The sequence below is a fragment of the Streptosporangium sp. NBC_01469 genome (assembly GCF_036227305.1).
GTDB lineage: Bacteria > Actinomycetota > Actinomycetes > Streptosporangiales > Streptosporangiaceae > Streptosporangium.
The window spans coordinates 7338286-7363986 of the sequence record NZ_CP109465.1; the positions used below are offsets into that span (position 1 = coordinate 7338286).

Below are 25701 nucleotides of genomic sequence, written 5' to 3' on the forward strand. Positions count from 1 at the left end.
GCCGCATGGACATTCTCGAACTCGACCGGCGGGCGAGTGACGCCCTGGGGAAGGTCGTCGCCACCGTCACCCCCGAGGATCTCAGGCGGCCCACGCCGTGCGCCGACTGGACCCTGTACGGGCTGATCCGCCACCAGGTCTCCGACAATCTCGGCTTCGCCGCCGCCGCGAGCGGCACCGCCCCCGGCCGCTCCGGGTGGGACGGCGGCGTGCTCGGCGCGGACCCCTCGGAGGATTTCCAGCGGTCCGTCGCCCTGGTGAACGAGGCGTTCGCCGCGGAGGGCATGCTCGAACGGCGGGTGGAGGTGCGCGAGTTCGGCGTCCTCCCCGGCGCGTTCGCCGTCTCCATGCACTTCGTCGACGGCGTCGTGCACGGCTGGGACGTGGCCCGCGCCCTCGGCATGCCCGGCGACCTGACCCCGGACCTGGCCGAGGCCGCGCTGGAGATGGTGCTTCGCATGCCGCTGAGCCGCGGGCCGGGGCAGGCGTTCGGCCACCCGGTGGAGGCCGCCGGCGGCGCGCCGGTCTACCAGCGGCTCGTCGCCCACCTCGGGCGCGACCCGCGGTGGACCCCGTGACGGGCTTCGTCGCGATCGGCGACAGCTTCACCGAAGGGGTCGGCGACCCGCTTCCCGACGGCACGTTCCGCGGGTGGGCCGATCTCGTGGCGGCGGAGCTCTGCTCGCCGGGCTTCGGCTACGCGAACCTGGCCGTTCGGGGGCGCAGGTTCGACGACGTCGTCACGCGGCAGGTCGAGGCGGCGATCGCGATGGGCCCGTCACTCGTCAGCATCTCCGGGGGCGGCAACGACGCGCTGTGGCGCGGCTTCGACCTGGCCGCGATGCGCGACCGCCTCGACCAGGTGGTCGCCCGGCTGCGCGCGTCGGGCGCGGACGTGCTGCTCTTCCGCTTCCCCGACATGAGCGTACGGCTCCCGCTGCCCCGGGTGCTGCGGCCCCGCATCGTCGCGATGAACGACCTGGTCACGGAGGTGGCCGAGCGGCGCGGGGTCTACCTCGTCGACCTGTTCGGCGACCGGGCGCTCGACGGCCACGAACTGTGGAGCGCCGATCGCCTGCACCTCAACCCGCTGGGCCACCGCCGGGTCGCCGACCAAGTCCTGGCCACGCTCGGCCGCGCCGCCCCTCCCCCGCCTCCTCCCGGCCCGCCCGGGACCGGACCGGCGCCGCTCGCCGACCTCCGCTGGGCCTCGGCGTACCTCGCCCCCTGGCTGCGCCGCCGCCTGACGGGCCGCTCCTCGGGTGACGGGATCCTCCCCAAGCGCCCGGTCATGACAAGCGTCTTCGAGTCGCCGTCCGGCCCGCCCCCGGACCGGCGGCCCGGCTGAGCGGCCCGCCGGGGCCTGTGAGGGAGTCCGCCCTTTTCCCGGGAGGTCTCACCTTTCCTGGAAGGTCTCCTCTTCGACGCGGACGCCGCGCACCTCCGACTACCGAGGCGATACCGAACCTCGATCACCGATTATGACGTTTTAACAGGATTTGAGTTAATTCTTATTCTTCGCGAGGTATCAGCCCCAGGAACCTTAATTGGGGGCAGGCGATGGCACTCGCGAAGGCGGTCACCCGGGACTGGACACGTCGGCGCGCCGCGAAACGGGAGCGATTGGAGGCGGTGCGGTCCTTCACCTCGGGCCGGGTGCTGGACGCCGGACGGGCGCGCGACGCCCTGCAGGCGTTGCTGCGTCCGGGCGACCGGGTGGCGCTGGAGGGCGACAACCAGAAACAGGCGGACTTCCTCGCCGAGGCGCTGGCCGGCTGTGATCCGGACGTGGTCCACGACCTCCACATGCTGATCTCCTCGATCAGCCTGCGCGAGCATCTGGACCTCTTCGAGCGCGGGGTGGCCCACCGTCTCGACTTCTCCTACGCCGGCCCGCAGAGCGTGCGCATGGCGCAGCTGCTCGCCGACGGCAGGGTCGAGGTCGGGGCGATCCACACCTACGTCGAGCTGTACGCGCGGATGTTCGTCGACCTCACCCCGGACGTCGCGCTGCTCTGCGCCGAGCAGGCCGACCGCGGGGGAAACCTGTACACCGGCCCCGGCACCGAGGACACCCCGACCATCGCCGAGGCGACGGCGTTCCACGACGGCGTGGTCCTGGTCCAGGTCAACGAGCTGGTGGACGAGGTTACCCGGGTGGACATCCCCGGCGACTGGGTGGACCTGGTCGTGGAGAGCCCCCGGCCCTTCGCGCTGGAGCCGCTGTTCACCCGGGACCCCCGCCGGATCGGCCCGGTGGAGATCCTGATGGCCATGCTGGCGCTGCGCGGGATCTACGAGCGGCACGGCGTGACCACGCTGAACCACGGGATCGGCTTCGACACCGCGGCGATCGAGCTCATCCTGCCCACGTACGGTGAGGAGCTGGGCCTGCGCGGGAAGATCTGCAAGCACTGGGCGCTCAACCCGCACCCGACGCTCATTCCCGCCATTGAGAGCGGCTGGGTCGAGTCGGTGTACTGCTTCGGCGGGGAACCCGGCACGGAACGCTACGTCGCCGCCCGCCCCGACGTGTTCTTCACCGGCAGGGACGGCTCGCTCCGGTCGAACCGGGTGCTGTGCCAGCTCGCGGGTCAGTACGCCGTGGACATGTTCATCGGGTCGTCGCTGCAGATCGACGCCTGCGCGAACTCCTCGACGGTCACCGAGAGCCGCCTGACCGGTTTCGGCGGAGCACCCAACATGGGACACGATCCGCACGGCCGCAGGCACGCCTCCCCCGCCTGGCTGAGCCTGCTGACCGGCGAGGCCGGCGCGCCGCGGGGGCGCAAGCTCGTCGTGCAGATCACCCAGACCTTCCGCTCCGGCGGCGTCCCGGCGTTCGTGGAGTCGCTGGACGCCGTCCAGGTGGGCAGGGACGCCGGAATGCCCATCCCTCCGATCATGATCTACGGCGACGACGTCAGCCACGTGGTGACCGAGGAGGGGGTGGCCTACCTCTACAGAGCCGCCGGCCTGGCCGAGCGGCGCGAGGCGGTGGCCGCGATCGCGGGCGCCACCCCGGTCGGCCGCGACATGGACGAGCGACGCGTGGAGGAACTGCGCCGCGACGGCTTGGTCGCGCTTCCGGAAGACCTCAAGGTCGACGTCCGCAAGGCGGACCGCTCCCTGCTGGCGGCCCGCAGCATCGAGGATCTCGTCGCCTGGTCCGGTGGCCTGTACGATCCGCCCACCCGGTTCCGGACCTGGTGACCGGCCGATGACCGTCATCGGTGGCGTGCCCGCGGCGGGAACGGCGGGGACGATAGGGACGACGGGAGCACGGCCGTCGGGACCGTCCGCGGCCCTGCTCGCCGACCTGGCCGTCCGGGCGCTCGGCCAGGAGGCACGGCTCAGCCCCAAGCCCGGCCTGGCCGACCGCCGTGGCCCCGGTGCGCACGACGACATGGACCTGCCACTTCTCCTCGCCTCCGCCCGCGCGCTGCGCCCCACGTTCCGCTCCGTCGCCGAGGTGGCGGAGCGGACGGCCCTCGGGATCGAGCGCCGGGAGGAGCTGGGCCGGCTCGGCCGTGCGGGCGAGGCGGCCATGCTGCGGATCACGGGAGGAGTGAACACGCACCGCGGGGCGCTGTGGGCGCTCGGGCTGCTGGTCGCCACCGTCGCCGGCGCCGCCGACGCGCGGGAGGCCGCCGGCCATGCGGCCCGGCTGGCCGCCCTTCCCGACCGGCACTTTCCGGCCGGGGCGCCCTCCCACGGCGAGCTGGCCCGGCGGCGGTACGGGGTGCGCGGTGCCCGCGGCGAGGCCGAGGCCGCCTTCCCCCACGTCGTCAAGGTCGCCCTGCCGCGGCTGCGCCGGGCCAGGGCGGCCGGGCTGGCCGAGGAGGTGGCCCGGCTGGACGCGTTGCTGGAGGTGATGAGCCTCCTGGACGACACCTGCGTCCTGCACCGCGGCGGCCCCGAGGGCCTGCGCGTCGTACGGTCCGGCGCCGAGCGCGTCCTGGCCGAGGGAGGCGCGGGTACGGCCCGCGGTCACGCCGCCCTCGTCGAGCTGGACGAGCGGTGCGCCGCGCGGCGGCTGTCGCCGGGCGGGAGCGCAGACCTGCTGGCCGCCGCGCTCTTCCTCGACATGGTGCCGTGGCCGGAGCGCGGTGCCCGAACCGAACGGAGGGTACCCACGTGCAAACGCTGAACTACGAGTTCCCCGCCGACCGCCCGGCCGCCCGGCGGGCGCACGTCGGGGTGGTCGGTTCGGGGGATCTGGAGGTCCTGATGACCCCGGAGCCGACCGCCGTCGCCCGGGTGCGCGTACGCACCAGCGTCGACGGGTTCGACACGGTGTGGCGGACCGTGCTGGAGCGGTTCTTCGCCCGCCACGGGGTCGCCGGGAGCTTCGAGCTCAACGACTTCGGGGCGACACCCGGCGTGGTCACCCTGCGCCTGCGGCAGGCCGTCGAGGAGGGCAGGACATGACCGCGCGGGACACCCGGACGGACTGGGACGCGCTGCTCGCCCGTACCGGCTTCATCGAACTGGGCGCGCGGGCGCGCGCCACCGCGCTGCTCGACACCGGCACCGCCCGCGAGCTGTGCGGCCCCTTCGACCGGATCGAGTCGCCCTGGCTGGAACCCCAGGGGGTCGTCCCGGAGTCCGACGACGGCGTCGTCGTGGTCAAGGGAGGGCTCGGCGGACGCCCCGCGGTCGTGATCGGCATCGAGCAGGCCTTCCAGGGCGGCGGCATCGGGGAGGTCTCCGGCACGAAGATCGCCGCCACGCTGTCCCTGGCCGCCGCCGACAACCGCGACGGCACCCCGACGGTCGCGATCCTGCTGCTGGAGACCGGGGGTGTACGCCTGCAGGAGGCCAATCTGGGCCTGGCCACGACCGCGGAGGTGTGCTCCGCGCTGCTGGAGCTGCGCGCCCTCCAGCCCGTCGTCGGCGTCATCGCCGGAGCGCTGGGCTGCTTCGGCGGCATGAGCATCGCCGCCGGGCTGTGCACCAGGCTGATCATGACCGGGGAGGGCCGTCTCGGGCTCGACGGCCCCGAGGTGATCGAGTCCGAGGCGGGCATCGCCGAGTTCGACGCCTCCGACCACGCACTGATCTGGTCGATCGACGGCGGCACGCAGCGCACCGGGACCGCGCTGGCCGACGTGCTCGTCCTCGACGACGTCGCCGCCGTACGGTCCGCCGTGATCGACGCGGTGGGACGCGGCGTGCCCGGCGAACACCGCTCCCAGCGGATCAGCGAGCTGCGGGCCCGTCTCCTGGCCGTCGACCCGGCCGATCCACCGGAGCCCGCCGACCTCGCGGCCGTCTGGGCGCGGGCCGTGCCGCGGAAAGTCGCACCGCCGAAGGGGGACAGGTCATGAGCCGGGGCCGGAACTGGACGCGGGCGCTCGCCGACGGCGACGTGAGCGGCGTGGTCCCGTCGGTGATCACGGCGGACACCACGCTGGGGGGCGACGTCGCCCGCCTGGTCGCCGTCGTGCCGGACCCGCGGAGCCCGTACCACCGGGCCCGCGACGGCGAGGTCGGCCTCCTCGAGGGGCTCTCGCTCGCCGAGGCGGTGACCGGCGTCGTCACCGCGGACGCGCGCCTGCCCGACGACCGACGCCGCCCGATCGTCGCCGTCGTCGACGTACCCAGCCAGGCCTACGGGCGCGTCGAGGAGCTGCTCGGCCTCCACCACGCCCTGGCCGTCGCGGTGGACGCCTACGCCCGCGCCCGCACCGCCGGGCACCCCGTGATCACGCTCATCGTCGGAACGGCGCTGTCCGGCGGATTCCTGGCGCACGGCGCGCAGGCCAACCGGATCCTCGCGCTCAACGACCCCGGCGTGGTGGTTCACGCCATGCACAGGAAGGCCGCCGCGAAGGTGACCCGCCGGACCGTCGACGAGCTCGACGAGCTGGCACGACGGATCCTCCCGCTGTCCTACGACGTCACCGACTGGGCGAGGCTCGGCCTGTGCGACGAGCTCCTGGACGTCGAGAACGCCGACGACCCGACCGGCGGGGACGTCGGGAAGGTGAAGGACGCGCTCACCGCCGCCGTCGAACGGGCCCGCCGCGGTCCCCGCGACCTGAGCGACCGGCTCACCTCGCCCGCCGCCCGGCGAACCCGGGCGGCCTCCCGCCGCGTCCGTGAGACGCTCGCCGCCCAATGGCGGTGACCGCGCGTCCGCACGATCTGCTGCGGCTCTCCGGAGCCGCGGCTCTCCAGGACACGTCTCCGGCGTGGGTCCCCGCGTCGATCACCGCCTGTCCCTGGGGCGTCGTGCGGCGGGCACCGCACCCGCCCGGCCTCGTCCCGGTCGGCATCCGCGGGACCGAGCGATGGCAACGCCACGCCGCCCTCGTTCCCACCGGCGCGGTCATCCGCTCCGTGCCGCCCGAGGAACTGAGGGGACGCCGGCCCTGGCTCCCCCTGCTCGCCGTCACCCTCTCCGCCGTCGCCCTCCTGCTCGCCGGCGAACTGGACGCAGGCGCCGCCTGGGGACCGATCGGCGGGGTCGGCTTCGAACTGGCCACCGGGCAGCCGGTCACCCACCCCGGAAGCGACCTGGACCTGCTGATACGGGCACCACACAGGCTGGACCGAACCCTGGCCAGGCGGCTGGCGGCCGTTTTCGCCGCCCTCCCCGGCCCGGTCGACTGCCAGCTGGAGACACCCGGCGGCGGGGTCGGCCTCACCGAGTGGGCCCGCACCGGCGGCCCCGTCATGGCCCGTACCGACCACGGCCCGCACCTGGTGGACGACCCGTGGGCCCCCGCGTGAGCGTCGCGTTCCTCTACCCCGGCCAGGGCGCGCAGCGTCCCGGGATGCTCCACGACCTGCCCGGCCACCCGGCCGTCACCGCGACCCTCGCCGAGGCCGAGCGGATCCTGCCCGGCTCGTCGCGGCGGGACACCGCGGAGGCGCTGGAATCCACCGTCACCACGCAGGTCGCGCTCTGCGTCGCCGGGGTCGCCGCGACCCGCGCCCTCGCCGGCGAGGGCGCCGTTCCCGACGCCGTGGCCGGGCACTCCGCCGGAGCGTTCCCCGCCGCCGTCGCCGCCGGGGCCCTGACCTTCGCCGAAGCCCTCACAGCCGTGCGCCACCGCGGCGAGCTGATGCGCGACGCCTACCCTCGCGGGTACGGCATGGTGGCCGTACTGGGGCTGACCGTACCCCAGGTCCGGCGCGTGATCGAGTCGATCACCACCGACGACGACCCGGCCTACCTGGCCGTCGTCGACACCGACCAGCAGGTCGTGGTCGCCGGCAGCGACCGCGCCCTGGAACGCCTCACCGCGGCGGCCGGCCGGGCCGGCGCCCGGCGCGCACAACGCCTGGACATCGGTGTCCCCTCGCACTGCCCGCTGCTCGGCCACGTCGCCGGCGCCATGGCGGACCACCTCGCCACGATTCCCCGGCGTCCCCTCGCCGTCCCCTGCCTCGGCGGCGCCACGGGTCGCCTCCTGCGCGACTCCGGCGCCGTCCTCGACGACCTCGCCCGGGGCGTCGCCACCACGGTGAGATGGCGCGACGCCGTCGCCCTGCTCGGCGAGCTCGGCACGACCCTGTTCGTACAGACACCTCCCGGGCACGTCCTCGCGAGGATCGCGCGGGCCGCCCACCCCCGCGCCCGTGTCGTCACCCTCGCCGACACCGGCATCGCCGACGCGGCACTGCTCACCCGCCGCGCCCGGGGGGACGGAGCCGATCGACGCGCGACCGCCCGGAGAACGGACTCCTCGATGAGGCCGGTTCCCCGATGAGGCCGGTTCCCCGACGAGACCGGCGATATGGCACGGAGCCGCCGGGCACCGCTCATCGGCACCTGAAGATCACCTGTCACATCAAGGGAGAGAACGATGAAATCCGCACGCACCCGCCGAGGGCTCAGGGGGATCGCACCCGCGGTGGCACTCACCGCGATCGCCGCCTGCGCGGTGGCGGCGCCGGCGACCGGCGCCCAGGCGACCGGGGCGGCCCCGGCGGCACACGCGTCGCCGGCGCCCGCGGGCGACCCGGCGCCCTGCCGGTCACCAGGCCGAGCCAAGCCCACGATCGTCCTGGTGCACGGCGCCTGGGCCGACGCCTCCAGCTGGAACGGCGAGGTGAGCTCCCTGCAACGAGCGGGCCACGTCGTGCGGGCCATCGCCAACCCGCTGCGCGGCCTCACCACCGACGCCGAATCCGTCACCGACTTCCTGAGAACCCTTTCCGGCCCGATCGTGCTCGTCGGGCACTCCTACGGAGGCTCGGTGATCACGAACGCCGCCGCGGGCGTTCCGAACGTCAAGGCCCTGGTGTACGTCGACGCGGCGGCGCCCGACATCGGGGAGACCACCGGCGGGCTCAGCGGCCACGACTCCGCCCTCTCGGGGGATCCCGCCTCCCTCTACGACACGGTGTCCTATCCGGGGGCGCCCCGTGGGGCGACGGACCTGTACCTCAAACGGGACGTCTTCCTCCGCTCGTTCGCCTCGGACCTGCCCGGGGACACCGCCACGCGCCTGTGGGCCTCCCAGCGGCCCGCCTCGACCAGCGCGTTCACGACGCCGTCGAAGGCCGCGGCGTGGAGGACGATCCCCTCCTGGTACTTCATCAGCACCGGCGACCGGATCATCACCCCGTCCTCGGAACGGTTCATGGCCCGCCGGGCGCGCTCGAAGGTCACCGAGTTCCCCGGCGGCTCCCACCTGACCCTGGTGTCGCATCCGGACGCGGTGACGGCGGTGATCGGATCCGCGATCTGCTCCGTCCGTTAGACGCACCGCGTCACGTTCACGGCCCGTCCCCTCCTCCGCCCGCTCTTTCGCTGTGCCCTCAGCGTGGCGGAACCCGTTTACGGATTGTTCACGGCTTCCCGCGGGACGGGCGGCGAGGCCGGACCCGGGCCCGGCGGGAGACGACCGGTCACGCCAGGTCCCAGAGCAGGCGGTAGTAGTCGAGGCGCTCCGGGTCCGGGGCGATCCCGTACGCGTCGTACAGGACGCCGTCGTAGCCGGGGCCGTAGTCCTTATCCATGCTCCACGCCGCGACCGCGAGGTCCGCCCACCGGTCGGCCACCCCGAGCGAGCCCAGGTCGACGTGCGCGGCGAACGTGCCGTCATCGTGCAGCAGGGTGTTGGGGACGCACACGTCCCCGTGGCAGACGACGAGGCGGTCGACGGCGGGTGGCTCGCCGATGCGCGCCCGAGCCTCCGCGAGCCCCAGGTGCCGGTGCTCGGGGAACCAGTCGGCCGGTCCCTCGCCGTCGGCGATGCGTTCGTCGGCACGCACGAGCCGCCGCTCGACACTCCAGTCGTACGGGCACTCCTCCACGGGCAGGGCGTCGTGGAACAGGCGCAGCCCTCGGCCGATCGCGGCCGCCACGGTCGCCGGGGCGGCGCTCCACCGAGGATCCACCGCCGAGAGGCCGGGGACCTCCGCCGTGACCAGCCACGCGCCGTCGGCGTCCGTACCGTGCTCGAGGACCCGCGGGACGGTCACCCATCGCTGCGCCCAGTCCATGCGCTCCGCCTCCCCCGGGAGGTCTATCTCCGGGGTGCCGGTGGCGACCCACTTGACGTATCTGGTGCCGCCGCGCCCGTCTTCGAGGCGGAACGTCAGGCCGCCGAGCTCGTTGCGCCACACCGGGGTGACGGTGTCGCCGGCGGCGAGCGCCGTGACGACGCCGGGGACGGTGACGGGGCCGATCGGGATCTCAGAGATGATGGGGCGGCTCATAAGGACCTGATCCTCGCGGGAAGCGGCGCCGGTGACAAACGGTTTTCCGGCCGGAGGATCCGCCGGCCCCGCCCTGGACGGGGGGGCGGGGTGACGCCACGGCACGCACGAGCTCTCACCCCCGCCCGCGAGGCAGGGCGGCCTCTCGCCGAGGCGGTTTCCCGGGCGGCCGGCAACCCCGGTGGCCACGGCGGGCCGCCGCACGGTTGATCGCACGGGTTCGATGCCGCCAAAGCCGGAAGGAGCCGGTTCCATACTGAAACGACATAGACTTGCCTCGTGGACGTCCTCGGAGCCTGGAGAGCGTTCGTCAACGTGAGCGAGCGAGGGAGCTTCACGGAGGGCGCGGCGGCCACCCGCGTGCCGCAGTCGGTCGCCAGCCGCCGGATCGCCGCCCTGGAGAGCCACCTCGGGGAGCGGTTGTTCGACCGGTCGTCGCGCGGGGCGATTCTCACGCGGTTCGGCCGCGACATGCTTCCGTCGGCGAGGCGTCTCGTCCGCTTGGCCGACGACATGGAGCACGAGGCGGAACGGGCCAGACTCAGCCCTCTTCGCCTCGCCGTTCCCCATATCTGCGCCGTTCGCGACCTCGCGCGCCTCGACGCGGAGGCCCGCGGGAACGGCATCTACCTCGACTTCCATGCCGCCGCACCGTCCGAGCGGGCGGAGCTCGTCCGCTCTCGCGAGGTCCGCGCCGCCCTCACGGCCGTACCGCCCGGTGACGCGACCTGGTCCGTACGGCTCGGCCTCGCCGGCGCCGCGGATCTCCCCGTGGCGACCGTCTACGTCGAGACCCTCCGGGCCGGCCGTGCCGCGCAGTCGTCGCGAAGGAGCCGGATCTGGATCCAGCCCGAGGACGACGTCCCCCACATCCGCGACCGGATGTTCCGGATCCGGGACGCCGTCGGGCTCCAGCCCTCGCAGGTCGGCGTCTCGGCCACGCTCACCGCCGCCACGGCGGAGGTCCTCGGTTCGGCGGATCTCCTCCTGTGCTCGGCCGGGCAGGCCGAGGAGCTGGGGCTGCACTGGCGCCCGACCGGCGAGATCCAGCTCGTCCGCGGCTTCGAGGTGTCGGCCACCGCCGGGGACGACGCGGAGCGCATCCGGACCCGGCTGTGGCACGCGATCGCCCGCTGCCTCGGCGCGCGCGAGCGGGAGGGAGGGGCACCATCAAGGTCGAGAGCCTGATCCGCGAGCTCCGGCGGACGCTCGACGACGCCGGGCTGCGCGGATCGTTCCTGGTCCGGGACCTGCACTCCGGTGACGAGATCGGCATCGAGCCGGACCTTGAGTTCCCGATCGCCTCGCTCGTCAAGGTTCCGCTCGCCATCGCGACGCTCGAACGCATCCGGAGGGGTGAGCTCGACGGCTCCGCGCAGATCCTCGTGCGACCGGGCGGGATCACCACTCCGGGGCCGACCGGGCTGAGCAGGTTCCGGCACCCGGCCAGGATCGCCGTCGACGACCTGCTCTACCTCAGTACCGCCGTGAGCGACGGCACCGCGGCGGACGCGCTGTTCGCCCTCACCCCGCCCGCCGAGGTCGCGGCGCTGCTGCACGGGCTGGGGCTGCGAGGCGTCACGGTCCGCCACACCATCCAGGAACTCGTCGAGACCCCGGCGGAACGCCTCGACCTGGCCGACGCCCACCTCGCCTACTTCCTCGCCATCGAGGCGGGGACGGCCGGGCGGGGACATCGGATCCCGCAGCTCGACGTGACGCGCGCGAACTCGGGATCCGCGCGAGCGTTCGTCGACCTTCTGCGGGCACTGTGGACGCCGTCCGCGATCGACCCGGGCGTCGCCGAGCGCGTACGCGCCCTCATGGCCGACAACATCCTGCGGCATCGGCTGGCGCCTGATTTCAGCTCCGACGCGTCGAAGTGGTCCTCCAAGACCGGGACGCTTCTCAACCTCCGCCACGAGGTCGGCGTCGTCGAGCACGCCGACGGCCAGGTCTTCGGTGTCGCCGTACTCACCGAGTCCCGCGTGCCGGCCATCAGCCAGCCCGGAGCCGAGGCGCTCATGGCACAGGTCGCGCGTACCCTCCGCGATCGGCTGCGCCACATGTGACCGGCCCTCTCCGTCCTTTGCCCCCCACCACTTGCCCAAGAGGTTTTGACGTGACGATCAACGGGTGGGGAGGGCGCGGAACCGCTTAGGGGGCACCGGCACCCGCCGGACCACGTGTACCGGGACCGGAGTGGCTACCGCCCCGGCCCGGGTACACGGTCGACGGGTGCCGGATCGCCGGTCAGGGGTTCTTGACGATCGGCTCGTCGACCGGCTTCCAGCTCGGCTCGCCGGTTGGTTCCCGGTCCGGCCCGCCGGTTGCCTCCTGGTCCGGTTTGCCGGTCGGCTTCTGGTTCGGCTTGCCGGCTGGCAGCTGCTCAACCTGGTCGGCGGGCGGGGCCGTGACCGTCACCGGGGTGCCGAAGCCGCCGAAGTCCAGGACGTTTCGCTGGCCGGTGTCGCTGAAGACGACCTCCAGACGCCGGACCCGTCCCTGGTCGTCCACATTCACCGCTCCCGTCACCTCCACCGGCTTGTCCGCGCCCCCCTTGAAGCCGGACCCGCCCGCGTCCTCCAGCGAGAACGTGAACCTCTGGCCGGTCCAGCCCTGGCCGGAGGCGGAGCCGTTCTCACGGACGTCGGTGGCCGAACGGAGTCGCCGCAGGGCCGCCTGAGGATCCAGCGGGGCGAGCTTGACCAGGGCGATGGCTTCCGGAGCGCTCTTCAGCTCCGCCTCAACGCGCGGAGAGACCATCCACTTCGCCTCGCGCCGCTGCCGGACGTACATCAGGTCGCCGACGAACCGGGTCTCGGCCCCGTCCCCGGCCCTCGTGATGACGCCCACGCGCTGGGCGGGGTCGAAGGCACCGTCGAAGGTCTTGGCACCGCTGGTGCTGTGGATCCGGTAGCTCTCCCGGCTGGTGTTCTCGGCCGCGGCGGCCACCTGGGCCTGCGCCGAGGGCTGGCTCGCGGGCAGGACCAGCACGACCACCCCCACCGCGGCCGCGACGCCCAGCGAGGCGATCGGGACCAGGACCCGGGCCGGCCCGCGCTTCGGCGCCGCCGGTGCCGCCGGTATCGCCGGCATCGCCGGCATGAGGTCGATGCCCGCCGGCTGATCCTCGGTGGCCCTGACGAGCAGTGCGCGAAGTTCTCTCTCGTTCATGAACGGCTCCTCGTGTTGGTGTCTCACCGGATCCCACTCCCCTCCGCCTCGGTTCGGTTGACCACCGTGTCCGGCGAGATCATCCGGCGCATCGCCCGCAGGCCGCGGTGCGTATGGGTTTTGACCGTCCCCGCCGAGCAGCCCATCAGGTCGGCTACCTCCGTTTCCGGCAGGTCCACGAAGAAGCGCAGCACCAGAGCCGTCCGCTGCCTGACCGGCAGCCGCGCCAGCGCGTTCCGGATGTCCTCGGCCACCGCCCGAGCCTCCCCCGCGTCCCCTGGAGCGGGCAGATCGGGCAGATCGGCGCGCGGGATCTCCCGGCGCCACCGGGCACGCCACCAGGATCGATAGGTGTTGACCAGGATGCGGCGCAGGTAGGCGTCCGGCTCGCTGCTGGTGTCCAGTCGATGCCACACCCGATACAACTTGCCGAGGCAGGACTGCACCAGATCCTCGGCCGTGTGCCAGTCCCCGGTGAGCAGGACCGCCGTTCTCAGATGGTGATCTCCCCGGTGCCGCACGAAGTCCACGAAATCCGCGTCCACCCGGTCTCCTCTCGTCGGTGAAAACCACCCCTGACACTCCCTGAGCCCCGGCCCGGGTTGACCGGAAGAGTAGGAAGTATCCGGAAATTTCCGCCGCGCACGACAATCGCCCCGAACAGGCGGCCCGGCGAGTTCCGGCACCGCGGCACCGCCGATTCGCAGACGAGAGGAGCCCCTGCTTCCGCCGAGAACCGCACGGTCTCCCGGCAACGCGAAACCGCCCCGGCGGATCCCACCGGGGCAGTGACGTCTCGGCCCCTCAGGCTAGGAAGGGCCCTCGGTTCACCCGCCGGCCGTCCCGGCCACGACGGGCCCGGACGCGTCCGGCGCCTGCGCCGTTTCCCCGGCCGAGCCCTGCCGGGAACGTTCCCAACCGGGAGGACGCTCGACCGGGGTGATGCCGCACAGCGCGGCGACGGTGTCGAGGGGGACGTCCTCGGCGACGGCCCGCACCAGCAGGGTCTCCATCCCGCGCAACAGCGCGTGAACCGTGGCCCGGGGCAGGTAGGCGGTGTCGGCCAGCAGGTGGAGCTCGCAGGTGTGCCTGGCCTGGCCGGTGATGAACTGGACCGTGGTGGCGTCCACGTGCTCCCAGGAACCCGCCGGGGAGAACGTGGTCCGTTCGGTGAGCGCGGCGATCGCCGCGGGGTCTCCCGGCGGCTCCACCGCGGGCAGGTCAGGCCAGTCGCCGCCGCCCCGCGTGTCGTTGAAGTAGGCCGACAGGTCGATGGGCCCACCCCGTTCGCGGCCAAGCTCCTCGCGCATCGCCATCAGCCTCAGTGGTTCGTAGAGCGCGTGGCGATAGGCGGTCAGTGCCTGCCGATGCCCCAACCGGGTTGCCTCGGACAAAGTCCCCTCAGGCAACTCCAACGCGAAGATCCCGTCCTGCGCCGCCGGACCCACCAGCACACCGATCCGCGGATCATGCCGATTCGCCGCGATCAACTGCATCACCACCCGCCGATGCCCCGTCAACACCGACAACAACACCGCACTCGCCGTCGTCAGCACACTGGCCGAACTCACCCGCCACCGCGCCGCCAACACCTCCGCCGCCACCCCAAGAGCGACCGACTCCATCCGCACCCGAATGAAACGCGGCACCTCCCCCAGGCCGGGCGGATAATCGAACATCGAACGCGGCACCCCCTCCAACACCGCCCGCCAATGCCGAAACGCCCGCTCCCCCCGCTCCACCCCCGCCCCCTCCCGCTCGAAAATCGCCTGATCCATCGGCTGCCACACCGGATCAGGCCCCTCAACCCCCGCCAGCAGACCACGCCAATCGGCCGCCAGCAGATCCAGCGCACCCCCATCAACCGCCAAATGCGACAACCCAAACGCCACCGCCCGAGGCCGACCCCCCACCATCACCACCGCACACCGCACCGGCACCTCACCCGCATAATCGAACACCCGCGCCGCCAACCCCACCGCCACCTCCCGCGCCACCCCCATCGGCCCAACACCACCACCCTCCGCGACCTCCACCACCTCAACCACCAACCGCCCCACCCGCGCCACACACTGCACCATCCCCCCACCACCCCGCCGAAAATTCGTCCGCAACGTCTCATGCCGCTCCACCAACCGCCGCACCGCCCCCAACACCACACCAAGATCACGCCGCCCATACACCGGCAACACCCAGGGCATGTTGAAATAGGGATCATCGTCGCCCCGCCAGGTGGTCAGCCGCCAGATCGACGACTGCCCCCAGGTGAGCGGAGCCTCCCCACCCCGGGCACCGGCGAACTCCACGACGACCGTACGCCGCGATATCTCGTCCACCGTCACTCCCGGCCCGACCGGCGGGCGCACCCGCGACACCGGGGCCGGATCGTCGATCTCGGCATGGGACTCCTCAGGATCAGTCCGCGGAAAGGCCGCGCCGTCAGAATTCACGCCACAAGGCTGATCTTCCCGAACCACGGTGTCAACAGGTGTTTCGGCAGCCGGACCCACGCGGGGGGTCTGTCGAATTCCGGTCCTGCATGCCGAGACGACTCGCACCCTGCGCTCGGCGCGCTAGCAAATGCGACAGAAGAAGGATCGCTCGGCCTCCTGGTGTCCAGGATGGGTAGCGGCCGGGCCGCCGCGGCGCAGAAACCAGATGCTGCTCGGCGGTGCTCACGAGTCCTTCCCCTGCCAGAACGGCCGCAGAGCCAAGAACAGCCAGGTACGGAACTCCGTCGTCCCTGGCGCGCGGCGTGATCACGAAATCGCGGCGGTGTGTGCCCGGCGCGAACAGGTCTGCCCCGCTCGGTGTCGAAGGGATACATGCGCCGACTCACGCCCCTCGTTCTGGCCTCGTTGCTGACCCTCACCGGTTGCGCCACCGCCCCTGCCGTGCGGGACGCACGAGAGCATGCCGACCGGATCGCCGACCAGCTGAAGGGCTACGACCCGTGGATCGCCGAAGACGTCGGCTACCACCTCTCGCGGGAGGAGGAGTACCTCACGGTCTTGGACGTCTCCGGCGACGGGCACGACGATCCGGGACGCGTCCGGATCAGGGTCCGCGGGAAGGACCGCACGCCACAACCTCCCATCGGCCCGGCAGATACTCCCTCTCCTGCTGCGGTGGTGTTCGTCTGCTTCGACCTGGAGGTGGTCAAGCCCGCGCGGGCGAATCACATCAAGGCGCGGAAAGAAGACTGGAGGGTGAACATCACCGAGATCGACTGTCCCAAGAGCACCCCTCGGCGCAGTTTCCGGCCACCGGCCAGGTTGCCGGCTCAGACCCATGCGTGGTTGAAGAAGCACCTGTCCACGGCCCTCGACCTTGACGCGGCCCGACGCGCCGTCCGGGGTCTGCATCTGGATCCGCGAATCCGCCAGGACGTCGCCGCGTACGACGGCAAGATCGGCATCGCCCTGCGAGCGCCGGACGGGGACTGTCTATTCGCCCAGGTGTGGCTGGACATCGTGCAGGTATGGAGTCCATGGCGTCCATGGGCGCCTCCCGCGCTACCCGCCGAACGCGCCTGCAGCGCGGCTCAGGCCGCAAGCGGTTACTCCTACTGATGTGGCTCGCCGATCGGCCTCAGGGGCGAGTCACACCGCGGCCATGCGAGCAGCTCCTGCCGCCCCGTTACGCATAGGGGCCGAGTCCGGCGCTGGTAGGAGACGGCGGCGATGGCCAGCGCCCAGCCGTATCCGCCGAACGCCAGCGACGCCGCTCCGCCGATGCCGAACAGGTCGTCGCCCAGGATCCCGGCGCCCGCCAGGATTCCGCTTCCGGTGCCGTACAGGGCGAGGGTCGGTGCGAGCGCCCAAACCGGTGTCAGCGGCAGGAACCGGGGCACCCGCCGACCCGCCAGCCACAGCGTCCAGCGAGGAAAGACCATGCCCCACGGCCGGACAAGTCCCAGCAGCAGGAACACGGCGAGCGCGATGCCGCAGACCCCCGCCAACACCATGGACCAGGTCGGCCGGAATCCGTTGGGCTCGATTCCGGGGACACCGGCCGCGCCGAGGATGTGCAGAATGAGGTAGGGAAGCCACGCGCAACATCCGGCGTAGGCGATCCATCGCACCGCGGAGGGCGCCGCGTGCGGCATGGGATGCCGCCGACCCGATACCTGCGGCGGATGCGCCCGGCCGCACCGGGGGCAGACGCCGGCGGTACGGCGGGCATGCGCCAGCGCGGTGGCCACGAACAGGGCTCCGACGACGGTCAGGCATAACCGCTCGGCGAAGGTCACCCAGGCGCTGTCGCCGTGGCGGTCGGTGACGGCACCGGTCAGGACCAGCTGGATCAGGTTGAGCAACACCCAGCAGCTCCCCGCCAGGGCCAGCGCCGCCACGCCCCACGCGCCGGCCGACACGGCACGGGGCGGCACTCGTGCGCCCCACGGGCGTACGGTGGCGGCCGCGACCACGGATCCGATGAGCAGCACGGCCGCGCCCGGCCACGTGACGTCGGGCAGGCCGAGGTCCGTGACACCGAGGAACGAGCGATACCCCATGAGTGCGGCCACCAGCAGCACGCAGCCGTACACGGCGGCCGCTCCGCTCGCGGTGCGCCCCGCCCACGACGCCCACCGCTGCCACCATCTGGTCGATGACGCGACCGTGTGGTCGTCGAAACATCGCCTCATACGGACCTCCGCGGGCTGGAGAAGAAGACCTTGGAAGCCTGCTCCACCGCACCTTTGATTTCGCTGAGGGACGCTGAGGACTCCCTCAGCCACTTCGGGTACCGCATGCAGCGGCCGGCCACCTGCTCGCCTTCCGGATACGGCCGTAGTCAACGCCGCGCCAGAGTCAGAGGCTGCTCCTACATGTCAGGCCCCTCTCAGCGTTCGCGACGCACTATCCGCCCGATTTTCGGCGAGTTCTATGGCAATCCCTCCCCGATCACCCCGCCCGGCCGGCGTACCTCGGGCAGGCGGCATCCTGGTAGGCATGAGTTATCGCATATGCGTGGTGTGCATGGGGAACATCTGCCGCTCCCCCATGGCCGAGGTCGTGCTGAGGAAGACCCTGGACGATCACGGTCTCGGTGATCTCGTCACGGTCGACAGCGCGGGCACCGGCGGCTGGCACCAGGGCGGCCCGATGGACGCGCGGGCCGCCGAGATGCTCTCCGAGCACGGCTATGACGGCTCTGAGCACCGGGCACGGCAGTTCCTGAGCGACTGGTACGACCGGGTCGACCTGGTGCTGGCCATGGACGCCCACAACCTCGGCGCCCTGCGCGGCCTCGCCCCCGACGGCGCGGACGTGCGCCTGTTCCGCTCCTTCGACCCGGCCGCCCCCGAGGGCGCCGAGGTGCCCGACCCCTACTACGGCGAGCGTGAGGGCTTCGCCGAGGTACTGGAGATGGTCGAGGCCGCCTCCGAGGGACTGGCCAAGCACCTGGCGGCCACCCTGAGGTGAGATCCCCGCCGGATCCGCGCCCGCCTCCGTGACCGGCGGGGTTTCCCTCTTTTTTCGTGAGGGGATTTCACCCGCCCCTCGCCTTTACAAAGTAGATCACCAACTGACCCCCGGAGCCCGGGTCACACGTCCCTCCGGGCGAGCGCGAACGCCGCCGCGCCGAGGGCGACGGCGACGTACAGGGCCATCACCGCCAGCGCCGCCGCCGGTGACAGCCCGATCCCGGCGGTCGCGTCGCCGAGCCCGACCGCCAGGGGCGGCTCGCCCGCGGCCTGCCTGGTCAGGTCCTCCAGCAGTACCGAGCCGACCCTGGCGTTCCACGGGTCGGGCAGCGCGGTCGCGAACCTCGGGAGGATGTACAGGTACGCGACGACGCCGGTGATCGCACCGGCGGTGGAGCGCAGGACGGCGCCCGCGCCGAGCCCGACCATGGCGAGCACCACCACCGACATCCCGCCGGCGAACATCCCGGGAAACTGCTCCGACAGCGGCGCGGCGAAGCCCGGGATCGGGCGGTCACCGATGATCAACCGGCCGGCGACGAATGCCACGAGCCCGCTCCCCTGCCCTACCGCGAACGCGACGGCGGCCACGACCGCCGCCCTGGCCGCCAGCACCACTCCCCGCTGCGGCACCGCGACGAAGCCGGTGCGGGCCATGCCGGTGGCGTACTCGGAGGTGAACGCGAGGACCCCGAGCACGGCCATGCAGATCTGTACCGGCAGCAGCAGGATCTGCTCGGGCCGCGCGGCGCGCAGGGTGGCCCGCCCTTCGGGAGGCAACCCGTCCCAGAGGCCGCCCACGTAGAGGGTGAACACGGCCATGAGAACGACGAAGGCCGCGACGACGGCCAGGACGTACCAGGTGGAGCGGACCGTGCGCAACTTCAGCCACTCGGCGGCCAGCACGTCGGCCACCAGCCGGCTTCCCGTCACCTCGCGCCGAGGAAAAGCGGTCATCGCCCGCCCGCCCGGTACTCGACGCTGTCGCCGGTCAGCTCCAGGTACGCCTCCTCCAGCGAGGCGCTGCGCGGGGTGACCTCGTGCACGGCGAGGCCGCCGCCCGCGGCGAGGTCCCCGATCTCCGCGACGCCCAGTCCCCTGACGACCAGTCCGCCGCCCGGCTCCGTCCCGACCGTCGCGCCGGCGGCCTCCAGCACGCCGGTGAGCTCGGCGGCGCGCGGAGAGCGCACCAGCACACCCCGGTCGTGGCGGGCGGCCAGCTCGCCGACCGTGGTCTCGGCGAGCAGCCGGCCACGCCCGATGATCACGAGGCGGTCGGCGGTGAGCTCCATCTCGCTCATCAGGTGGCTGGAGAGCAGCACGGTACGCCCCTCGGCGGCCAGCGAGCGCATCAGGTGGCGGATCCACCGCACGCCCTCCGGGTCGAGCCCGTTGACCGGCTCGTCGAACATCAGCACGCCCGGGTCGCCGAGCAGCGCCGCCGCGATCCCCAGCCGCTGCAGCATGCCGAGCGAGAAGTCACCGGCCCGCCTGCGGGCCACCCCCGCCAGGCCCACCTGTTCCAGGACGCCGGCCACCCGCGACAGCCCGATCCCGTTGCTTCGCGCCAGCCAGCGCAGGTGGTTGTAGGCGCTGCGCCCGCCGTGCACCGCGTTCGCGTCGAGCAGCGCGCCGACCTCGCGCATCGGGTGCCGCATCGTGGCGTAGCGGCGCCCGTTGACGAGCCCCTGACCGGAGGTGGGGGCGTCCAGCCCGAGCAGCACCCGCATCGTGGTCGATTTCCCGGCGCCGTTGGAACCGAGGAAACCGGTGACCAGACCCGGCTTCACCTGGAACGACAAACCGTCCACCGCGACGGTCGCGCCGTAGCGTTTGGTCAACTCCCTGACTTCGATCATGCCGTCGAGGTTCTCGCGAGGCGGGACCCGGGCGCGTCGGACCACGGCGGGCACTTCGCGGTCATCCCCGGGCCCGACGCCGGCGGCCTCGGCGCGGGAGGGTCGGCCCCGGGGATGACGTCCCACGGGAGGAGGCGGGCACGCGTCCCCGGCGGATACGGTTTCACGGTGGACCTCACCATGGACGACTCGCTCTTCCCGCGGCACTGGAGCCGCGGCCGGCTCGTCCGCCTCGACGCCCTGGGGGCGGCGGGGTACGCGGCCACGCTGCTGCTGTTCGGAGCCGGGCGCCTGAACCCGGCGGTGCCCGCGTGGGGGGAGTTGCTGGTCCTGGCCGGGATCACCCTGCCGCTCGCGGTACGGCGGCTGTGGCCGCTCACCGTCTTCTGCGCCGTCTTCGCGATGTCGCTGGTGTCCGTCGCCCTCCTCGGCACGGTGCACGACAGGTTCGCGGCGGCGGCCTTCGCGATCTACATGGTGGCGCTCACCCGGCCCCGGCCCCGAAGGGAGCCCACGATCGCGATCGGCGTCTGCGGCGCGGTGGCCGTCCTGCTGCTGTCGGCGATGGGCACCCCCGCCCCGGCGCCCGGCGTCGTCGGGCCGCTGCTGGTGGGGGTGGCGTTCATGGGCGGCGCCTGGGTCACGGGCCGCGCCGTGCGCGAGCGGCGGGCCTACACGGCGCGGGCGGCCGAGCAGCTCGCGGGCCGGGCGGTGGCCGAGGAGCGGCTGCGGATCGCCCGCGAGCTGCACGACGTGGTGGCGCACAGCATGAGCCTGATCGCGGTCAAGGCGGGTATCGCCAACCATGTCGCCGCCGTGCGGCCCGAGGAGGCCACGGACGCGCTGCGCGTCATCGAGACCACGAGCAGGGGCGCCCTGGCCGAGATGCGCCAGCTGCTCGGGGTGCTCCGCTCCGATCTCGACCCCGACCTCGCCCCCTCCCCCGGCCTCGCGGGTCTCACCGGCCTCGCGGAGCGGGCGTCGATGGCCGGGGTACGCGTCGAGCTGGACGTCCGGGCGACCGGCCTGCCCGAGGGGCTGGAGTTGTCGGTCTACCGGATCGTCCAGGAGGCGCTGACCAACGTCGTCAGGCACGCCGCCCCCGCCCGGTGCCGGGTCTCGGTCCAGGCGTCCGGGGGCGAGGTCGGGGTCGAGGTCACCGACGACGGACCCGGCGAACGGGTGCTGCCCGGCGGGCCGGGGCACGGGCTGATCGGGATGCGCGAGAGGGTGGTCATGTACGGCGGGAGCTTCACGGCCGGGCGCCGCCCGGAGGGCGGGTTCGGGATCTCGGCCCGCATACCGTACGAGGAGGCACGCGCGCCGAACGGGAAGCACGTGCCCGACGAGGAGACGGCCGCGCCACACGGGGAGACGCGCACGGCCGCTTCGCACGGGGAGACGCGCGTGCCGTACGAGAAGGCACACGTGCCTGACGGTGAGGCCCGCCCGCCACACGAGAAGACAGGCGTACCTGGCGGGGAGACGCGCGTGCCGTACGGGGAGGTTCCGTGATCCGGGTGCTCGTCGCGGACGACCAGGCGCTGCTGCGCGGGAGTTTCCGGGTGCTGGTGGACACCGCGCCCGACCTGGTGTCGGTCGGCGAGGCCGGGACGGGCACCGAGGCGGTGGAGCTGGCACGCGGCGAGGCTCCGGACGTGGTGCTCATGGACGTGCGGATGCCGGAGATGGACGGCATCGAGGCGACCCGCCGCATCTGCGGCCCGGAGGGCGTCCCGGGCGTGCGGGTGCTCATGCTCACCACGTTCGACCTGGACGAGTACGTCTACGCGGCGCTGCGGGCCGGGGCCAGCGGCTTCCTGCTCAAGGACACCCCGCCGGGCGACCTGCTGGCCGCGATCCGGGTGGTGGCCTCCGGTGAGGCGCTGCTCGCGCCGACGGTGACGCGCAGGCTCATCGCCGAGTTCTCCCGGCGTCCCGAACCGGCGCGCCCGGTGGCCCGCGGGCTCGACGGGATCACCGGCCGGGAGCTCGACGTGCTGACGCTCATCGCCAGGGGACTGTCCAACACGGAGATCGCCGATCACCTGACCCTGAGCCTGGCGACCGTGAAGACGCACGTGGGCCGCCTGCTCGGCAAGCTCGGCGCCCGCGACCGGGCCCAGCTGGTCGTCGTCGCCTACGAGACGGGCCTGGTCACGGCCCGCCCGTCCCGCCCGTAGCGCCGTGTCACGAGATGACGTCCGGCCAGGGCCGGTCGGTCCCCGACATCACCTCGTTGATGCAGGTCGGTGACGATTACGTGCGTGAGGTCATCTATGAGTTGCGGTTGTCTTCGCTCGTGAAGTGGGTCACTCATCGTCAGCCGCCGACCGACGTTGAGGTGGCATTTCCGGTTCTCGCAAGCCACGCCGTGATCGCCAGCACCGCCGCTGAAAGCGCGGCGAACATCGACGGATCCCATTCCCACGACACCCAGCCAAATTGCACAGCCAACAGGGGAAGCAGGGTGACCACGGTCCTACGGCCGACGGGGAAGTACAGCGCCACCACCATCACTGCCACCAGTACGAGGAGGGGAAGGTGACTCCCCCATGAAGAAGGGAGCTGGGTGCTTGCCACAAAAGCGGCGAACACCGCGGCCATCCAGCCCAGGAGCCGCGCGGTACCCAATGAGGCGGGACCTGGTGATGGTGCGAAAGTCAGCATCGCGGCGCACAGGAGGACAGGTAGTACGACGGGCCAGGCCGACCAGAGGTCGCTCGTGATGAACTTCCCGCCCCCGTACGACATCACGTAGACAGGGGACAGGCCGAGGTCGGGAGAACTGGTGATGAGCCAGGTGTGCAGCACCGTCCAGCCCCACGCGCAGGCAGCGGCGACCCTTCCCCGCCTGAGCCAGGCCAGCAACGCGATCAATCCGTACGGCAGGGCGAAGACGAGTGTATGAAGCGCCACTCCTGAGCCGGAGTGCCCTCGCAGCGCCTCCCCGGCGTATGCGGAGGCTCGGGTGACCTCGCTGAGAAGGAGCGGGATCGGCGCGAGGAGTGCCGCGAGGTTGACGGCATCACGCCAGTGCCGGCGCGACTCGGGCCCCACGGCACGGTGGAGGCGGATCGAAAGGCCACCGCGTACCAGGTCGAACGCATCGCGAGCGGTCGGCCGGTTCTGGCCGGGAGCCGCTCCTGTGAGCAGAACCGCGATCATCTCCTCCGCGTGCAGGGTGCGGTGCTCCTTCGGATACCACGTCAGTAGCCTTCGGTAACGCTGTTCCAGCGAGGTCACGTGGCGCTCCCGGGTGAGGTGGTGAGGACCACTCCGACGCGGGAGGCACTCAGGGCACGCAGCCCGGCACCGAGGGCCGGACGTGGCCCGCCACGCAATCGCGAGGCGGCGGTCTCGGCGTTACGGCGCAGTCGCTCGGCCTCGACCGACAGCCGGGTCCCACCTGCGGAGGTAAGACGGTAGTAACGCCGGGCGCGGCCGTCGACGACCTCCTCGCGGTCGGTCTCGATCAGTCCCTCTCCCTGCAGACGGTCGAGCGCGGCGTAGAGCGTGCCGGCGCGGAGCCGTACCTGTTCATCGGAGATCTGCAGGACGTCCGCGATGATGCCGTAACCGTGCTGGGGTCCGGCCGCCAGGGCCGTCAGGATCAGGAACGTTGGTTCCTGCATCGATCTAATTTTCATGTGGCCGATATATACCGGTCAATTGACTGAGGTGCAAATCTGGCCGAGACGGCCCCGGTAGGGAAGCGGTCGTCCAGGTGGGGCCCGGGTGACCTCCGGGCCATCAGCGGGCCGTCAAGGGCGGTCGACAGCGCCTGCACCGCACGCCGGGCATACGGGCTAGGGCCGGCCCCGCCTGACGGACCTCACATGCCGATGCCGACTACCCGGCCAACGTTCGGAGACGGGCCACTAGCCCGTACGGCCAAGCCCGTACGACGGGGCGGCGGAGGACGCTTCGCGCGCGTCGATGAGTTCGTCCCAGTGTTCCTGTGTCCAGGCGCACGCGGCGGCCATCGGTTCGAGCAGGCTGCGGCCGAGCGGCGTCAGCGCGTACTCGACCCTCTGCGCGGGATGGACGGTACGCGCGATCAGGCCGTCGCGCGCGAGCGCCCGGAGCGACTGGGTGAGCACCTTCGCGGTGATGCCGCGCAGCGGAATCCGAAGCTCCGAGAACCGCCGCGGGCCGTCTTCGAGACAGCGGATGATCATCCCTGCCCATTTGTCACCGAAACGGATGGGCGTGAGATCGGACGGGCAGACCGGGTCGAACATGTCCGGATCGAGGGGCTCTGTCACCGCTCCACGGTAGCCGGGTATCCCGCCGTCGACCACCGCCCGCCGTCGACCACCGCCGGCCGTCGCGCGCAGGCGCCCGTGGCGGTGCGGGAGCTCCGCGGCGGCCGGGTATCCCGGCGGTAACCACCTGCCCGGTTACTCTCCCGGCAGCGGTCGGCGATCAGGTCCGGCCCTGGACGCGAGGTGTTCGGATGAGCAAAATCATTGTCTTCGGCGCGGGTGGCAGGGCCGGCCGGGCGGCCGTCCACGAGGCCCTCCGGCGTGGTCACCAGGTCACCGCGGTCGTGCGTGACCCGGCCAGGCACGGTGACCTGGCGGCGGACGGTGTGCCGATCGTCGCCGGCGACGTCACGGACGCGAGCGGCATCGCGCGGCTCGCCGAGGGCCACGACGCCGCGATCAGCGCCGTCTACGACGCCGGCGCGCCGCAGGACGTCTTCTTCGTCGACGCCGCCCGCGCCCTGCTCGACGGGCTGACGAGGGCCAAGGTGGCCAGGCTGCTGGTGGTCGGCCTGGCGTCGGTTCTGGAGACCGCGTCGGGGACGCTCCTCATGGACACGCCCGGCTACCCGCAGGAGTACCGGTCGTTCTACCTGGGGCACGCGGCCGGAAACGACGTGCTGCGCACCGCCACCACCGCGCTCGACTGGCTGGTCGTCAGCCCGGCCGGTGACTTCGACCACGGCGGCCCCCGTAGCGGCCGCTACCGCACGGCCCCGGCCGAGGCGGAGAGCCGCATATCCTACGCCGACTTCGCGATCTCGCTGCTCGACGAGATCGACGCCCCCGAGCACCACCGCACGCACCTCGGCGTCGAGGGGGGCTGATGGAGGAGGAGGTCGTCGACAGCCCGAACGAATGGGTCGCCCGGCACATCCGTCGTTTCGTCGAGACCGGCGGGCAGGCCAGACCGGGCATGAACGACCTGCTGCTGACGACACGTGGCCGCAGGTCGGGCAGACTCCGCCGCACCGCCCTGATCTACGCGCGCGACGGCGACCGCTACGTCCTCGCCGCGTCCAACTCCGGGGCGGACCGGCATCCCGCCTGGTATCTCAACCTGGTCGACACCCCCGACGCCATGGTCCAGGTCGGCGCGGAGACGTTCGCGGTGAACACGCGGACCGCCACGGCCGCGGAGAAACCCCGGCTGTGGCGGCTCATGGTCGCGACCATGCCGTCCTATCAGAGGTATCGGCAGACGACCGAACGGGACATCCCCCTGGTGATCGTCGAGCGTACGGGGTGACGACCCGGGCGAGCCGTCCCACCGGTGCCCCCGCCGCAC

General features: G+C 72.4%; 28 protein-coding genes. 18 read left to right on the top strand and 10 right to left on the bottom strand.

Annotated features, from left to right (window positions below; all coding sequences use genetic code 11):
• The first annotated feature begins 5 nt into the window (after nt 1-5).
• From OG587_RS32370 to OG587_RS32415, 10 genes are all read left to right on the top strand, one after another.
• Nucleotides 6-578, top strand: coding sequence for a TIGR03086 family metal-binding protein (locus tag OG587_RS32370; protein ID WP_329082026.1), 573 nt, complete (start codon nt 6-8; stop codon nt 576-578).
• Nucleotides 575-1348 (top strand): SGNH/GDSL hydrolase family protein, encoded by a 774-nt coding sequence (locus OG587_RS32375; protein ID WP_329082028.1) that lies wholly within the window; start codon nt 575-577, stop codon nt 1346-1348. Before OG587_RS32370 ends, OG587_RS32375 begins: the two co-directional genes overlap by 4 nt.
• A 212-nt stretch (nt 1349-1560) precedes the next feature.
• Nucleotides 1561-3213 (top strand): malonate decarboxylase subunit alpha, encoded by a 1653-nt coding sequence (gene mdcA, locus OG587_RS32380; RefSeq protein WP_329082030.1) that lies wholly within the window; start codon nt 1561-1563, stop codon nt 3211-3213.
• Between the two features lie 7 nt (nt 3214-3220).
• Nucleotides 3221-4150, top strand: coding sequence for a triphosphoribosyl-dephospho-CoA synthase (locus OG587_RS32385; protein WP_329082031.1), 930 nt, complete (start codon nt 3221-3223; stop codon nt 4148-4150).
• Nucleotides 4138-4431: a malonate decarboxylase subunit delta gene (locus OG587_RS32390; protein WP_329082032.1), complete on the top strand. Its 294-nt coding sequence runs from the start codon at nt 4138-4140 to the stop codon at nt 4429-4431. Before OG587_RS32385 ends, OG587_RS32390 begins: the two co-directional genes overlap by 13 nt.
• Nucleotides 4428-5330: a biotin-independent malonate decarboxylase subunit beta gene (locus OG587_RS32395; RefSeq protein WP_329082035.1), complete on the top strand. Its 903-nt coding sequence runs from the start codon at nt 4428-4430 to the stop codon at nt 5328-5330. The genes OG587_RS32390 and OG587_RS32395 overlap by 4 nt, the downstream gene beginning before the upstream one ends.
• Complete coding sequence (gene mdcE / locus OG587_RS32400) at nt 5327-6133, top strand: biotin-independent malonate decarboxylase subunit gamma (protein ID WP_329082037.1); 807 nt, start codon at nt 5327-5329, stop codon at nt 6131-6133. The genes OG587_RS32395 and mdcE overlap by 4 nt, the downstream gene beginning before the upstream one ends.
• Nucleotides 6130-6738, top strand: a complete 609-nt coding sequence (locus OG587_RS32405) for a malonate decarboxylase holo-ACP synthase (RefSeq protein ID WP_329082039.1) — start codon at nt 6130-6132, stop codon at nt 6736-6738. The genes mdcE and OG587_RS32405 overlap by 4 nt, the downstream gene beginning before the upstream one ends.
• Nucleotides 6735-7721, top strand: a complete 987-nt coding sequence (locus tag OG587_RS32410; RefSeq protein WP_329082041.1) for an acyltransferase domain-containing protein — start codon at nt 6735-6737, stop codon at nt 7719-7721. Before OG587_RS32405 ends, OG587_RS32410 begins: the two co-directional genes overlap by 4 nt.
• A gap of 96 nt (nt 7722-7817) precedes the next feature.
• The gene (locus OG587_RS32415; RefSeq protein WP_329082042.1) at nt 7818-8717 is read left to right on the top strand and encodes an alpha/beta hydrolase; all 900 of its coding nucleotides are present in this window, start codon (nt 7818-7820) and stop codon (nt 8715-8717) included.
• 148 nt (nt 8718-8865) lie between these two features.
• On the opposite strand, the gene OG587_RS32420 is transcribed toward OG587_RS32415, so the two are convergent.
• The gene (locus OG587_RS32420; protein WP_329082044.1) at nt 8866-9678 is read right to left on the bottom strand and encodes an aminoglycoside 3'-phosphotransferase; all 813 of its coding nucleotides are present in this window, start codon (nt 9676-9678) and stop codon (nt 8866-8868) included.
• Nucleotides 9679-9957: 279 nt separating this feature from the next.
• On the opposite strand from OG587_RS32420, the gene OG587_RS32425 reads away from it, so the two are divergent.
• The gene (locus tag OG587_RS32425) at nt 9958-10866 is read left to right on the top strand and encodes a LysR family transcriptional regulator (protein WP_329082045.1); all 909 of its coding nucleotides are present in this window, start codon (nt 9958-9960) and stop codon (nt 10864-10866) included.
• On the top strand, nt 10848-11750 hold the full coding sequence (locus OG587_RS32430) for a serine hydrolase (protein WP_329094084.1): 903 nt from the start codon (nt 10848-10850) through the stop codon (nt 11748-11750). The genes OG587_RS32425 and OG587_RS32430 overlap by 19 nt, the downstream gene beginning before the upstream one ends.
• A 181-nt stretch (nt 11751-11931) precedes the next feature.
• Here the strand turns inward: OG587_RS32430 and OG587_RS32435 are convergent, their stop codons facing one another.
• The 3 genes from OG587_RS32435 to OG587_RS32445 form a co-directional block, all read right to left on the bottom strand.
• A complete protein-coding gene (locus OG587_RS32435; RefSeq protein ID WP_329082048.1) occupies nt 11932-12855 on the bottom strand; it encodes a hypothetical protein in 924 nt (307 codons plus the stop codon).
• Nucleotides 12856-12878: 23 nt separating this feature from the next.
• On the bottom strand, nt 12879-13400 hold the full coding sequence (locus tag OG587_RS32440; protein WP_329082050.1) for a SigE family RNA polymerase sigma factor: 522 nt from the start codon (nt 13398-13400) through the stop codon (nt 12879-12881).
• Nucleotides 13401-13682: 282 nt separating this feature from the next.
• The gene (locus OG587_RS32445) at nt 13683-15305 is read right to left on the bottom strand and encodes a condensation domain-containing protein (RefSeq protein WP_329082052.1); all 1623 of its coding nucleotides are present in this window, start codon (nt 15303-15305) and stop codon (nt 13683-13685) included.
• 375 nt (nt 15306-15680) lie between these two features.
• Here OG587_RS32445 and OG587_RS32450 point away from each other — a divergent pair, with 375 nt between their 5' ends.
• Nucleotides 15681-16427 carry a hypothetical protein gene (locus OG587_RS32450; protein ID WP_329082054.1) on the top strand — a complete coding sequence of 249 codons (747 nt, stop codon included), beginning with the start codon at nt 15681-15683 and terminating at the stop codon, nt 16425-16427.
• On the opposite strand, the gene OG587_RS32455 is transcribed toward OG587_RS32450, so the two are convergent.
• Nucleotides 16421-17503 carry a hypothetical protein gene (locus OG587_RS32455; protein ID WP_329082056.1) on the bottom strand — a complete coding sequence of 361 codons (1083 nt, stop codon included), beginning with the start codon at nt 17501-17503 and terminating at the stop codon, nt 16421-16423. The two genes, OG587_RS32450 and OG587_RS32455, sit on opposite strands and share 7 nt — an antisense overlap.
• A 307-nt stretch (nt 17504-17810) precedes the next feature.
• Here OG587_RS32455 and OG587_RS32460 point away from each other — a divergent pair, with 307 nt between their 5' ends.
• The gene (locus tag OG587_RS32460) at nt 17811-18284 is read left to right on the top strand and encodes a low molecular weight protein-tyrosine-phosphatase (RefSeq protein WP_329082058.1); all 474 of its coding nucleotides are present in this window, start codon (nt 17811-17813) and stop codon (nt 18282-18284) included.
• 122 nt (nt 18285-18406) lie between these two features.
• Here OG587_RS32460 and OG587_RS32465 read toward each other — a convergent pair whose 3' ends face one another.
• Nucleotides 18407-19243: an ABC transporter permease gene (locus tag OG587_RS32465; protein ID WP_329082060.1), complete on the bottom strand. Its 837-nt coding sequence runs from the start codon at nt 19241-19243 to the stop codon at nt 18407-18409.
• Nucleotides 19240-20145, bottom strand: coding sequence for an ABC transporter ATP-binding protein (locus OG587_RS32470; protein WP_329082061.1), 906 nt, complete (start codon nt 20143-20145; stop codon nt 19240-19242). Before OG587_RS32470 ends, OG587_RS32465 begins: the two co-directional genes overlap by 4 nt.
• Before the next feature lie 168 nt (nt 20146-20313).
• Between OG587_RS32470 and OG587_RS32475 the strand changes: the two genes are divergently transcribed.
• On the top strand, nt 20314-21660 hold the full coding sequence (locus OG587_RS32475; RefSeq protein ID WP_329082064.1) for a sensor histidine kinase: 1347 nt from the start codon (nt 20314-20316) through the stop codon (nt 21658-21660).
• A complete protein-coding gene (locus OG587_RS32480) occupies nt 21657-22328 on the top strand; it encodes a response regulator transcription factor (RefSeq protein ID WP_329082066.1) in 672 nt (223 codons plus the stop codon). Before OG587_RS32475 ends, OG587_RS32480 begins: the two co-directional genes overlap by 4 nt.
• 139 nt (nt 22329-22467) lie before the next feature.
• Here the strand turns inward: OG587_RS32480 and OG587_RS32485 are convergent, their stop codons facing one another.
• The 3 genes from OG587_RS32485 to OG587_RS32495 all read right to left on the bottom strand — a co-directional run bounded on the left by OG587_RS32485 (nt 22468) and on the right by OG587_RS32495 (nt 24413).
• Nucleotides 22468-23391, bottom strand: coding sequence for a hypothetical protein (locus OG587_RS32485; protein ID WP_329082067.1), 924 nt, complete (start codon nt 23389-23391; stop codon nt 22468-22470).
• Nucleotides 23388-23780 carry a PadR family transcriptional regulator gene (locus tag OG587_RS32490; RefSeq protein ID WP_329082069.1) on the bottom strand — a complete coding sequence of 131 codons (393 nt, stop codon included), beginning with the start codon at nt 23778-23780 and terminating at the stop codon, nt 23388-23390. The genes OG587_RS32485 and OG587_RS32490 overlap by 4 nt, the downstream gene beginning before the upstream one ends.
• Nucleotides 23781-24026: 246 nt before the next feature.
• On the bottom strand, nt 24027-24413 hold the full coding sequence (locus OG587_RS32495) for a winged helix-turn-helix transcriptional regulator (RefSeq protein WP_329082071.1): 387 nt from the start codon (nt 24411-24413) through the stop codon (nt 24027-24029).
• A 191-nt stretch (nt 24414-24604) separates the two neighbouring features.
• Here OG587_RS32495 and OG587_RS32500 point away from each other — a divergent pair, with 191 nt between their 5' ends.
• A complete protein-coding gene (locus tag OG587_RS32500) occupies nt 24605-25240 on the top strand; it encodes an NAD(P)-dependent oxidoreductase (protein ID WP_329082073.1) in 636 nt (211 codons plus the stop codon).
• Nucleotides 25240-25662 carry a nitroreductase/quinone reductase family protein gene (locus OG587_RS32505; RefSeq protein ID WP_329082074.1) on the top strand — a complete coding sequence of 141 codons (423 nt, stop codon included), beginning with the start codon at nt 25240-25242 and terminating at the stop codon, nt 25660-25662. The genes OG587_RS32500 and OG587_RS32505 overlap by 1 nt, the downstream gene beginning before the upstream one ends.
• The last annotated feature ends 39 nt before the right edge of the window (nt 25663-25701 follow it).